This window comes from Brachybacterium tyrofermentans, from assembly GCF_014897585.1.
Classification (GTDB): Bacteria; Actinomycetota; Actinomycetes; order Actinomycetales; family Dermabacteraceae; genus Brachybacterium; species Brachybacterium tyrofermentans.
This window is the reverse complement of the sequence record NZ_JABUXW010000004.1, coordinates 42,054-52,935: the sequence shown is the minus strand read 5'-3', so window position 1 is coordinate 52,935 and position 10,882 is coordinate 42,054. Positions and strand designations below refer to the sequence as shown.

At 72.5% G+C, this 10,882-nt stretch carries 11 protein-coding genes; 10 read left to right on the top strand and 1 reads right to left on the bottom strand.

Features of this window, described 5'->3' with window-relative positions; genetic code table 11:
* Positions 1 to 16 precede the first annotated feature (16 nt).
* The 5 genes from INT49_RS03835 (at position 17) to INT49_RS03815 (ending at position 4,205) form a co-directional block, all read left to right on the top strand.
* Positions 17 to 748 carry a VOC family protein gene (locus tag INT49_RS03835; RefSeq protein ID WP_193116404.1) on the top strand — a complete coding sequence of 244 codons (732 nt, stop codon included), beginning with the start codon at positions 17 to 19 and terminating at the stop codon, positions 746 to 748.
* Positions 745 to 1,122 carry a DoxX family protein gene (locus tag INT49_RS03830; RefSeq protein WP_193116403.1) on the top strand — a complete coding sequence of 126 codons (378 nt, stop codon included), beginning with the start codon at positions 745 to 747 and terminating at the stop codon, positions 1,120 to 1,122. The genes INT49_RS03835 and INT49_RS03830 overlap by 4 nt, the downstream gene beginning before the upstream one ends.
* A 123-nt stretch (positions 1,123 to 1,245) precedes the next feature.
* Entirely contained in the window at positions 1,246 to 3,510 is a 2,265-nt protein-coding gene (locus INT49_RS03825) for a heavy metal translocating P-type ATPase (protein ID WP_193116402.1), read from the top strand.
* A 48-nt stretch (positions 3,511 to 3,558) separates the two neighbouring features.
* Positions 3,559 to 3,792, top strand: coding sequence for a FitA-like ribbon-helix-helix domain-containing protein (locus tag INT49_RS03820; protein WP_193116401.1), 234 nt, complete (start codon positions 3,559 to 3,561; stop codon positions 3,790 to 3,792).
* Positions 3,789 to 4,205 carry a type II toxin-antitoxin system VapC family toxin gene (locus tag INT49_RS03815; protein WP_193116400.1) on the top strand — a complete coding sequence of 139 codons (417 nt, stop codon included), beginning with the start codon at positions 3,789 to 3,791 and terminating at the stop codon, positions 4,203 to 4,205. The genes INT49_RS03820 and INT49_RS03815 overlap by 4 nt, the downstream gene beginning before the upstream one ends.
* 13 nt (positions 4,206 to 4,218) lie before the next feature.
* Here INT49_RS03815 and INT49_RS03810 read toward each other — a convergent pair whose 3' ends face one another.
* Positions 4,219 to 5,733, bottom strand: a complete 1,515-nt coding sequence (locus INT49_RS03810) for an amidohydrolase (protein WP_319021501.1) — start codon at positions 5,731 to 5,733, stop codon at positions 4,219 to 4,221.
* Positions 5,734 to 5,846: 113 nt separating this feature from the next.
* Here INT49_RS03810 and INT49_RS03805 point away from each other — a divergent pair, with 113 nt between their 5' ends.
* The 5 genes from INT49_RS03805 to INT49_RS03785 all read left to right on the top strand — a co-directional run bounded on the left by INT49_RS03805 (position 5,847) and on the right by INT49_RS03785 (position 10,609).
* Entirely contained in the window at positions 5,847 to 6,851 is a 1,005-nt protein-coding gene (locus INT49_RS03805) for an ABC transporter ATP-binding protein (protein WP_193116399.1), read from the top strand.
* A gap of 56 nt (positions 6,852 to 6,907) precedes the next feature.
* On the top strand, positions 6,908 to 7,738 hold the full coding sequence (locus INT49_RS03800; protein ID WP_193116398.1) for an ABC transporter permease: 831 nt from the start codon (positions 6,908 to 6,910) through the stop codon (positions 7,736 to 7,738).
* A 26-nt stretch (positions 7,739 to 7,764) separates the two neighbouring features.
* Positions 7,765 to 8,976, top strand: coding sequence for a sensor histidine kinase (locus INT49_RS03795; RefSeq protein WP_226849708.1), 1,212 nt, complete (start codon positions 7,765 to 7,767; stop codon positions 8,974 to 8,976).
* Entirely contained in the window at positions 8,973 to 9,617 is a 645-nt protein-coding gene (locus INT49_RS03790; RefSeq protein WP_193116396.1) for a response regulator transcription factor, read from the top strand. Before INT49_RS03795 ends, INT49_RS03790 begins: the two co-directional genes overlap by 4 nt.
* Before the next feature lie 65 nt (positions 9,618 to 9,682).
* Complete coding sequence (locus INT49_RS03785) at positions 9,683 to 10,609, top strand: bile acid:sodium symporter family protein (protein ID WP_193116395.1); 927 nt, start codon at positions 9,683 to 9,685, stop codon at positions 10,607 to 10,609.
* The last annotated feature ends 273 nt before the right edge of the window (positions 10,610 to 10,882 follow it).

Sequence of the window (10,882 nt, the reverse complement as noted above, 5' to 3'; positions counted from 1 at the left end):
CCGGGAGACTGGTTCGATGTTCCTGGAGAACCTCGGCATCGATGCCACCGACCCCGTTCGCCTCGGCCGCTTCTGGGAGGCGGCGCTGGGCACCACCACGCTGACCGCGGAGCCCGACATCGTCGAGACCCGCCTCGACCTCGACGGCACGGCATATCTCGACCTGTGCTTCGTGCGGGTGCCGGAGCCGCCCACGTCGCCGCAGCGCCTGCACCTGGATCTGCGGGGTGGTGAGCAGCAGCAGGAGGTCGCGGCGCGGCTGCGGGAGCTCGGGGCGGGCGACCTCGACATCGGGCAGGGCGAGGTGCCGTGGATCGTGCTCGCCGATCCTGAAGGCGGGGCGTTCTGCGTGATGGAGGATCGGGAGGAGTTCGTCGGCACCGGGCCGATCGCCGCGCTGCCGCTGGACTCCTCCGATCCGGAGCGCGACGCTGACTTCTGGGCGTGGCTGACCGGCTGGGTCGAGGTGGCCGGGCAGGCGCCGCGGTCCCTGCGGCATCCGTCCCTGCGCGGTCCGCTGCTGTCGCTGTACTCGGAGCCCGCGCCCAAGGCCCCCGAGGCCAAGAACCCGATCCACCTGGACGTGCGCCTCGAGCCCGGGGATGACGCCGACGAGATCGCCGAGCAGATCGTCGAGCGGGGTGGCCGCGAGCTCCGCCACGACTGGGGCGACCTGCCCTGGAGGGTGTTCAAGGACCCCTCCGGCAACGAGTTCTGCGTGCTGCCCTCTCCCGGGGTGACCGCATGAGCGGCGGGCGGAGGACCGCGGCGTTCCTGACGGTGCTGCTCGGCGGCGCGGGTGTCGCGCACCTCGCGCGGCCGCAGACCTTCGACGGCATCGTGCCGACGGCGCTGCCCGGGCCGGCCCGGGCCTACACCTATGCCTCCGGAGTGGCGGAGCTCGGGGTGGCCGGGCTGCTGGCCGTGCCGCGCACCCGGCGCCTGGGCGGGATCGCGGCGGTGGCCCTGTTCGTCGCGGTGTTCCCCGCGAACCTCCAGATGGCCTACGACTGGCGCGGGACCCGGCCGCGGACGCGGGCCATCGCTCTGGGGCGGCTGCCGCTGCAGGGCGTGCTCATCGCCCAGGCCCGGCACGTGGCCACGGCGGGGGATCGGGGCTGACCGGGCTGCATGACGTGCCGGCTCCCGTGCTCGCGACGTCGGGGTGGCGATTCGTACGGGGAGGGGGTATGCTCCGAGCATCTGCAAGATACCCCTAGGGGGTATGGATCGAAAGGGGTGGCGATGAGCATGCACGTCGCGGAGTCCGGCATCGAGCTGGAGATCGGCGGGATGACCTGCGCCTCCTGCGCGAACCGCATCGAGCGCAAGCTCAACAAGCTCGACGGCGTCGCGGCGAGCGTCAACTACGCCACCGAGAAGGCCAAGGTCACTGCCCCCGAGGGGTATGACCCGCAGCTGCTCGTCGCCGAGGTCGAGAAGGCCGGCTACTCCGCCGCGCTCCCGACGCCCCCGTCGGCCCACGGCGCGCAGAGCGGTGGAGCCGACGAGTCGACACCAGACCTCGAGCTGATCGCCCTGCGCCAGCGCCTGATCGGCTCGATCGTGCTGAGCGTGCCCGTCATCGCGATGGCGATGATCCCGGCGCTGCAGTTCACGTACTGGCAGTGGCTGTCCCTCGCACTCGCCGCCCCGGTGATCATCTGGGGAGCCTGGCCGTTCCACAAGGCGGCTTGGGCGAACCTCAAGCAGGGCGCGGCCACGATGGACACGCTCATCTCGATGGGCACCTCCGCCGCGTTCCTGTGGTCGCTGTACGCCCTGTTCCTCGGCACGGCCGGGATGCCCGGCATGACCCATCCGTTCGAGCTGACGATCTCGCCGTCGGACGGCGCGGCCACCATCTACCTCGAGGTCGGCGCCGGCGTCACGATGTTCCTCCTCGCCGGCCGCTACGTCGAGAAGCGGTCAAAGCGGCAGGCCGGGGCCGCCCTGCGCGCCCTGCTCGAGATGGGCGCCAAGGAGGTCTCCGTGCTCCGCGGCGGCCAGGAGCGGACGATCCCCGCCGGTGACCTCGTAGTGGGCGACGAGTTCATCGTCCGGCCCGGCGAGAAGATCGCGACCGACGGCGTCATCACCTCCGGAACCTCCGCGGTGGACGTCTCCATGCTCACCGGCGAGTCCGTGCCCGCCGAGGTCGCCGAGGGCGACGCGGTCACCGGCGCGACCGTCAACGCCGGGGGCCGCCTGCTGGTCCGCGCCACCCGCGTCGGCGGCGACACCCAGCTCGCCCAGATGGCGAGGATGGTCGAGGAGGCGCAGACCGGCAAGGCCGAGGTGCAGCGCCTGGCCGATCGGATCTCCGGCATCTTCGTGCCGATCGTGCTGGTCATCGCCGTGGTCACCCTCACCGTCTGGCTCCTGCTGGGCTTCCCCGTCACCGCCGGGTTCACGGCCGCCGTCGCCGTGCTCGTCATCGCCTGCCCCTGCGCCCTGGGTCTTGCGACCCCGACCGCCCTGCTCGTGGGCACCGGCCGCGGCGCGCAGATGGGCGTGCTCATCAAGGGCCCGGAGGTGCTGGAGTCCACGCGCACGGTCGACACCGTCGTGCTCGACAAGACCGGCACCGTGACCACCGGGAAGATGACCCTGGTGGACGTCGTCACGGATCACGGCGCGGACCGCGCCGAGGTGCTGCGGATGGCCGGGGCGGTGGAGGACTCCTCGGAGCATCCGATCGCCCAGGCCATCGCCACGGCCGCCACCCAGGAGACCGGGGTGCTCCCTGCGCCGTCGACCTTCGAGAACGTCCCCGGTCAGGGTGTGCACGGGACCGTCGAGGGCCGCTCCGTCCTCGTGGGCCGCGAGACCCTGCTGGCCGACGCCCAGATGGTGCTCTCCCCGGAGGTCGCCGCCGCGAAGGCGGAGGCCGAGGGGCAGGGGCGCACGGTCGTGACGGTCGGCTGGGACGGCGCCGCCCGCGGGATCCTGGTCGTGGCCGATGCGGTCAGGCCCACCAGCGCGGAAGCCGTTGCGCAGATGGTGGAGCTGGGGCTCACCCCGGTGCTCCTGACCGGGGACAACGAGACGGTGGCGCGGCAGATCGCTGCGGAGGTCGGCATCGACGAGGTCATCGCCGAGGTGCTGCCCGCGCAGAAGGTCGACGTCGTGACGCGGCTCCAGGGGGAAGGGCGCATCGTCGCGATGGTCGGCGACGGCGTCAACGATGCCCCGGCCCTCGCCCAGGCCGATCTCGGCCTCGCGATGGGCACCGGCACCGACGTCGCGATCGAGGCCTCGGACATCACGCTCGTGCGCGGCGACCTCCGCAGTGCGGTCGACGCGATCCGTCTCTCCCGCCGGACGCTCTCGACGATCAAGGTGAACCTGTTCTGGGCCTTCGCCTACAACGTCGCCGCGATCCCGATCGCCGCCCTGGGCATGCTCAACCCCATGCTCGCCGGCGCGGCGATGGCCTTCTCCAGCGTGTTCGTCGTGGGCAACAGCCTGCGGCTGCGCGGCTTCCGGAGCATCGCCGGGAGGTCCTGAGGCGCGACACCCTTGCATGCGTCATGCATGCACGCCTAGGGTCGCTCCATGAGCACACTCCAGGTCCGTGACGTCCGACCCGAGACGGCCGAGGTCCTCAAGCAGCGGGCCGCTTCCCGCGGGGTCTCGCTGAGCGAGTACCTCCGCGCCGAGCTCGACCGGCTGGCGTCGGTGCCCTCCCGCTCGGAGGTGCTGGCGCGGATCGCGGCCCGGTCGACGCCGGAGCTGAACCCTGCGATCGACGAGCTCGCGCGCGCTCGGGCCGAGCGGCCTGTGGAGTGATCGTCCTCGATGCCTCGGTCGCTGCGGAACTCCTGCTGGACCAGCCGTCGGCCCCTGCGATCGCGGCGGCTCTCGAGGGGCAGGACCTTGCGGCGCCGGAACTGCTGGGGGTGGAGATGCTCAGCATCCTGCGCGGGTGGACCCGGGGCAGGGGCTTGGACGTGACCAGAGCCCAGGAAGCCCTGGTCGACATGGAGGACCTGGGGATCGCGTGGTACTCCGATCGGCTGCTGCTCCGGGTGGCCTGGGGGAAACGGGACAACGCCTCGGCGTACGACGCCATCTACCTCGCGCTCGCCGAGACCCTGTCCGTCCCGGCGCACGAGGTGAGAGTGCTGACCCTCGATCGCCGCCTCGCCAGGGCGTTCCCGTCGCTCACCACGATCCCTCAGGACGGTGGAGGCACCCGCTGACGACGCGAGCTCGTCAGCGCCCGCTCGGGGGATGCCCGGCGACGAGGGTCTCGAGCACGACCGTCTCCCGCAGACGGTGCGCGGCCTCGCGGGCGGCCGCGTCGACCATGAGGCCGTCGGCTCCGAGCGGCACGTCGGCGAAGGGACTCTCCTCGAGCAGCACGAGGTCTGCGGGTCCGCCGACCTGCAGGGACGTGATCCCGTCGGTCGAGGCGGCGAGGGCCTCGCGGGGCTGGAGCTGCTGCTCGGGGTGCCAGCCGGGGCGGTCGTCGGCGCTGCGGTGCACCGCAGCCGCCATGGCCAGCCACGGGTCCAGCGGGGCGACGGGGGCATCGGAGCCGAGCGCGAGCGGCACCCCGGCGGTGAGCAGATCCCGCAGCCGGAACGCCTGCGCGCCGTGGCCGGGCCACACGCTCTCGGTGGCATCCCGGTCATCCAGCAGGTGGGCGGGCTGCACGGAGGCGGTCACGCCGAGCGCGGCCATGTCGTCGACGTCGTCATCCGTGAGCATCTGCGCGTGCTCGATGCGCGCGGCGATCCCCACCTCGGCGATCGCCTCGAGGGCGACCTGCGCGGCGGCGTCCCCGATCGCATGGACGGCCGCGGTGAGGCCCTGGGCCCGTGCCCTGGACAGCGCGTCACGCAGCAGCTGCGGGCCCACGCTCAGCACGCCGCGGCCCGCATAGCCGTGCCCGTCGGAGTACATGTCGCGGGTATAGGCGGAGTGGGAGCCGAGCGCGCCGTCCACGATGACCTTCAGAGGGCCCATCGTCACCAGACCCGTCCCGTCGAGCACGGTGCCCGTCGGCCCCGGGGCGTTCGCGAGCTCCGCGGGGTAGACGGCGGTGCGCACCCGCATCCGTGCCGGACGCTCCTGCCAGACCTCCCAGGGTCGACCCCATTCCATGTCGACCAGGCCCACCACGCCGCGCTCCAGGGCCTGGCGCTGCATCATCGCCGCGCCGGTCGCGACGGAGTGGGCCACCCCGGGCAGCTCGGGCAGACGCGGCGCGATCGCGAACCAGTCCTCCTCGGCGAGGATCCCGTCGCGCGGGGGCAGGCCCAGCAGCGCCAGGGCGGCAGAGTTCAGCCAGGCGTGATGGGCGTCGCCGCCGATCAGCACGGTCGGCACCGTGCCGGTCGCCTCATCGAGGGCGGGAACCGTGGGCTGCACCGCGAAATCCACCAGGCGATGCCCGAAGCCGATCAGCGCCTGGCGCGGATCGGTGCGCCCCTCGCGACGGTGGGCGAGCTCGGCGCGCACCAGCTCGAGGATCACGCCCACGCTGCCCGCGCCGCCGGTGTCGAGGCGGGCATGGGCCTGGGCGAGCTGTCCGGTGTGCACGTGCTGATCCCAGAGCCCGGGGATCGCGATCGCGCCGCCGCCCTCGAGGGACTCCTCGCCGGCGGCGGGGGAGAGGCGCGGGGCGATCTCGGTGATCACTCCGTCGTGGACCCGCAGGTCCACCGGGTGGGGAGAGGTCCCGCCGCTCGCGGCATCGAGGGGCCGCACCTGTCTGATCAGCACCGATCCAGCGTATCCCGGACGTGCGCCGCCTCGCCGTCCCATGACGGCTGTCATGGGTCCAGGGTGACCGCAGGGGATGGGAAGCGGGCCCGCGGCGCGGAAGGCTGATGGCCATGAACACCACGACCGCGGCCGGCACCGCCGGCACCACCGACGTCTCCGCACCCGACACCCCGACCTCCGCCTCGCACGCGGCGATCAGCCTGCGCGGGGTGAGGAAGACCTATGGGCGGATCTGCGCCCTGGACGGTCTCGACCTCGAGATCGGCGCCGGCGAGATCGTGGCCCTGCTGGGCCCCAACGGCGCCGGCAAATCCACCGCCATGGAGATGATGGTGGGCCTGGCCACCGCGGATGCCGGACAGGTGCGCATCCTGGGCACCGACCCGGTCACCGCCACCCGCACCGGGCTGATCGGCACCATGCTCCAGAGCGGGGCGCTGCTCCCGGACCAGAGCGTGCGCTCGATGCTGCGCATGCTGCACGCCCTCCAGGCCCACCCCATGCCGCTCGAGACGGTCGCGGAGCAGGCCGACATCACCGATCTCCTCACCCGGCGCATCGGCGCCCTCTCCGGCGGGCAGGCCCAGCGGGTGCGCTTCGCGATCGCCCTGCTCGGCGACCCGCAGGTGCTGCTGCTGGACGAGCCGACGGTGGGCATGGACATCGGCGCCCGCCGCGCCTTCTGGGACCAGATGCGCGAGGTCGCCGCCACCGGCCGCACCATCGTCTTCGCCACCCACCACCTCGACGAGGCCGAGCGCGAAGCGCGCCGCGTGATCGTCATGGACCGAGGGCGCGTGGTCGCCGACGGCACCGGGCCCGAGATCAGCGCCGTCGTGGGCGGGCGCGTCATCACCCTGCGCGGGGCCGACGCCGCCGCTGTCGCGGCGCTGCCCGGGGTGGAGAGCGCCGGGGCCGACGAGACCGACCCCGAGCGCGTGCGCGCCCTCTGCTCGGACTCCGATGCCGCGCTCGCCGCCCTGTTCACCGGGGGCCTCGCGGGCGAGGTCCACGAGGTGCTGGTCTCCGCGCCCGGACTCGAGGAGGCCTTCCTGCGCATCACCGACCACTCCGATCAGACAGACACCACCGTCCCGGACGGAGCAGACCGATGAGCCACGCCGCAGATCCCGCTACTCCCGTACCCACCACCTCGCTCCGGAGGCACACCATGACCGCACCCGCCGATTCCACCGTCCTCAGCTCCGGCACGGGAGCCGCCGTGGCCGCGGCACCTGCCGCTCGGGCGGACGCCGCCCCGTCGGCCGCCCGACGCACCCTGCACTACGCCCTGCACACCACCCGCATGACGGTCACCAACGTCATGTTCATGGTGTTCACGATCCTCATGCCGGTGGGCATGTACTTGCTGTTCTCGATGATGTTCGGCAAGGAGGCGGGCGGGGAGGCCGGCGGACTGATCATGGTGAACATGGCCGCCTACGGCGGGCTCGGCGCCGCGGTCACCGCCGGCACCCAGATCCAGGAGGATCAGCGCAACGGGTTCCTGCGCCAGCTGATCGTGGCGGGCCTGTCGCCGCGCTCGTTCCTGGCCGGGTCCGTGATGGCCGCGAGCGCCGTGATCATCCCGGCGCTGCTCGCCGTGGGGATCGTCGGCCTGCTCACCGGCGTCGAGGCGAGCATGGGGGCGTTCCTCCTGACCCTCGCGGTGCTGTGGCTCGGGCTGCTGCCCACCATCCTCGTCGGCCTCGTGCTCGGCATGGTGCTCAAGGGCGGCGCCGCGATGGCCGGCGGCGTGGTCACCATGATGGCGATGGCGATCTTCGGCGGGCTGTGGATGCCGCTGGAGATGTTCCCGGACTGGATGCAGTCCGTCGGCCACGCGCTCCCCACCTACTGGATCTCGGGCCTGGGCGAGTGGGCCCTGTACGGCAGTCAGTTCCCTGTGACGGGCCTGCTGGTGATCGGGGTCTGGACCGTGGCGCTCGGACTGCTGTGCGCTGTGAGCATGTCCCGCGCCGTCGGTCTCAGCCGCCGGTGACACGAGACGCTGACACAATGAGCTCCATGGGAACCGACACCGCCGCGACCTTCGGGATCCGGGCACGAGGCGGCGAGCAGGAGGCCGCCGGGCGCCCGCTGACGCCGCGAGCGATCCACCGTGCCGCCGTCGAATCCGGGGGACTGCCCTACTCGCTCGCGCCGGTCCTGTTCGTCGCCATCCCGATCGTCCTCGCCTGGATCGGATCACCGGGGCCCTCGGCGATGCTGGTGACGGCCATGCTGCTGGTGTACGGGGTCGCGTTCGTCTACTGCTGCGGCATCGGGATGTACCCGCTCCGCGTGCGCCTGGGCTGGTTCGCGATGTGCTCTCTGATCCTGCTCGCCCTCATCCCGCTGATCGGCGTGAACGTGCTGTTCATGGTGATGTTCCAGGCGATGACCCATGTGCTTCTGCTGCCCTGGCGATGGGCCGTGCCGAGCATGGTGGTGATGAGCCTCGCGGTGATCGTGCTCGCCGTCGCCACACAGACCTACCTCGCCGCCGGGCTCGCCGTGATGGGCGCGCTGATGTCCTGGGGCATCGGCTACGGCATCCGTCAGCAGATCCTCCAGGAGCAGCTCGAGGCGGCCCAGGAGCGCAACGCCGTGCTCGCCGTGGCCGCGGAGCGCGAACGCATCGGGCGCGACCTCCACGACCTGCTCGGGCATTCCCTGACGTCCCTGACCATCTCCGCGCAGCTGGCGCGCCGGCTCCTGGACTCCGATCCCGACGCGGCCCGTGAGCAGCTCGTGCACATCGAGAGCACCGTGCGCCAGGCGCTGTCGGACGTGCGCGCCACCGCCAGCGGCATGCAGCACGTGCGCGCGGCCACCGAGATCGCGTCGGCTCGCACCGTGCTCGCGACCGTCGGCATCCGGGCCCAGGTGCCCACCGCCCTGCCGCAGCTGCCGGACGACCGCGCCGAGCTGTTCGGCTACGTGATCCGCGAGGGCGTCACCAACATCGTGCGCCACTCCCGGGCCGAGCACGCCACGATCGCCGTGGACGAGAGCTCCGTGCGGGTCACCGACGACGGCGTGGGCATCCCCGAGGACGCCCCCTGCTCGGGTCTGCGCGGGCTGCAGGCGCGGGTGGCCGTGGCCGGCGGGCACCTCGAGGTGAGCTCCGAGGGCGGCGGGACGACGCTGCACGTGCGGATGGACGACCCGCACGAGGGGCGACCCGGAGAGCGATCAGATGCCGCGCAGAACGTGGCGACGGGGGAGCGGCGATGATCCGCCTGGTGGTGGCCGATGACCAGTCGATCCTGCGCTCGGGACTGGTGGCCCTGCTGCGCCTGGAATCCGATCTCGAGGTGGTGGGGGAGGCGGCCGACGGGGCGAGCACCCTCGCCGCGGTCGCCGAGCACACCCCGGACCTGCTGCTGCTGGACGTGCAGATGCCGGCCGGGACCCGGGCCGACGGGGCGCCCGGGCCGGCCGACGGCATCGAGGTCGCCGAGGCTCTGCAGGCGGCAGGTGAGCCCGGGGCCCGGCCGCGGATCATCGTGCTGACCACCTTCGGGCGCGCCGGCTACCTGCGCCGCACGATGGAGGCCGGGGCCCACGGCTTCATGGTCAAGGACACCCCGGTCGAGCGGCTGGTCGACGCGATCCGTCGGGTGGACCAGGGGCTTCGGGTGGTGGACCCCGAGCTCGCCGCGCAGTCGCTGTCCGTCGGCGCCAGCCCGCTCACCGCGAAGGAGACCGAGGTGCTGCAGAGCGCGGCCTCCGGCGGCACCACCGCGCAGATCGCCGCCACCCTGTTCCTGACCGAGGGCACCGTGCGCAACCACATCTCCTCCGCGATCGGCAAGATCGGCGTCACCAATCGCGTCGATGCGGTGAGGGCGGCCGCGGACAACGGCTGGATCTGAGACCAGACGGACATCGGGGGCAAACCCCCGTGACCCGGCCTCGGCACAGCACGTAGCCTGCGGGGGTGCAGACGATCGAATCCTTGCTGGGCCTGCTGATCCATGTCAGCGTCCCGGCCTTCGCGATCGCGTCCATGCTCTCCATGGGCCTGCGCACTCCGTTGCGCGCCTTCCGCGACCAGCTGCGGGACCGCCGCACCGTGCTCGCCGTGCTCGGGGCGAACTTCGTGGTGGTCCCGGCCGTGGGCACCCTGATCATCTGGATCCTCAACGGGATGCTCCCGCACCAGATCGGCGCCGGATTCATCATCGCCCTGTGCGCGGCCGGGGCCCCGTTCGTGCTGCAGCTCGGCGCGATGGCCCGCATCCCCTACGGCGAGACGGCCGGCCCGATGGCCGTGCTGCTGCTGGGCTCGATCGTGTTCATGCCGCTCGTGGTGCCCTTCCTGCTGCAGGATGTCCAGGTCGACGGCTGGGCCGTGGCCCGCCTGCTGCTGGGCACGATGCTCTCCCCGATGATCGCGGGGATCGCCATCGCCTGGGTGTTCCCCCGTCGCGCCGACCGGTTCGCGCGCATCGCCGGCGCCGTCGCGGCGATCTCCGCGGTGCTGATGTTCCTCTCCGGCTTCGGCTCGAACTCCGGGATCGTGCTGCAGCTGCTCCTCTCGCCGGTGATGCTCGTGGCGGTGGGGCTCGTGGCCCTCGCCTTCGTGGCCGGTCGCCTCTCCGGGGACCTCGCCGGCGACACCCTCACCGTGGTCGACGGCCCCGCGATCCTCACCAGCCAGCGCAACATCGCGGCGGCCCTGCTGGTGGCCCGCACCGGCAGCGGCGACGGCTCGATCGTGGTGGCGATCCTGCTGCTCAGCGCCGTCGGCTTCGTGATGCTCGTGCCCTACGCCCTCGCGACCGGCGTTCTGCGCCGTCGCCGCGCCGGGGAGAAGGGCTCGCTCTGGGTGCTGCTGGGCGTCGTCGGCCCCAAGACCGACTGACCCGCGCGCCAGCCGCGCCTGCCGACCCGCGCGCTGACATCTCGCGTCGCCACTGCTCGCTACCCGCTCCTGCTGCCCGCGCGGACTGACCCCTCCCGGTGGCTCTCCTGCCGCCCCCTCCCGCCGATTACTGCTTGGTATCCAGCACCATGTGTCGGTGAGAGCGCCCTCACCGACACGTGGTGCAGGGTGGACGAGTGGCGCGGAGGGCGCGGACTTCCCGTGCGACAGATCCCGGGACCCGGCGCGGCTCGACGCGTGCCGGTACTCCTC

Bases quoted from the DNA above. Each gene is read 5' to 3' on its own strand.
- INT49_RS03795 (WP_226849708.1), top strand. From the start codon at position 7,765: ATGGGAACCGACACCGCCGCGACCTTCGGGATCCGGGCACGAGGCGGC.
- INT49_RS03790 (WP_193116396.1), top strand. From the start codon at position 8,973: ATGATCCGCCTGGTGGTGGCCGATGACCAGTCGATCCTGCGCTCGGGA.
- INT49_RS03835 (WP_193116404.1), top strand. From the start codon at position 17: ATGTTCCTGGAGAACCTCGGCATCGATGCCACCGACCCCGTTCGCCTC.
- INT49_RS03825 (WP_193116402.1), top strand. From the start codon at position 1,246: ATGAGCATGCACGTCGCGGAGTCCGGCATCGAGCTGGAGATCGGCGGG.
- INT49_RS03805 (WP_193116399.1), top strand. From the start codon at position 5,847: ATGAACACCACGACCGCGGCCGGCACCGCCGGCACCACCGACGTCTCC.
- INT49_RS03800 (WP_193116398.1), top strand. From the start codon at position 6,908: ATGACCGCACCCGCCGATTCCACCGTCCTCAGCTCCGGCACGGGAGCC.
- INT49_RS03820 (WP_193116401.1), top strand. From the start codon at position 3,559: ATGAGCACACTCCAGGTCCGTGACGTCCGACCCGAGACGGCCGAGGTC.
- INT49_RS03830 (WP_193116403.1), top strand. From the start codon at position 745: ATGAGCGGCGGGCGGAGGACCGCGGCGTTCCTGACGGTGCTGCTCGGC.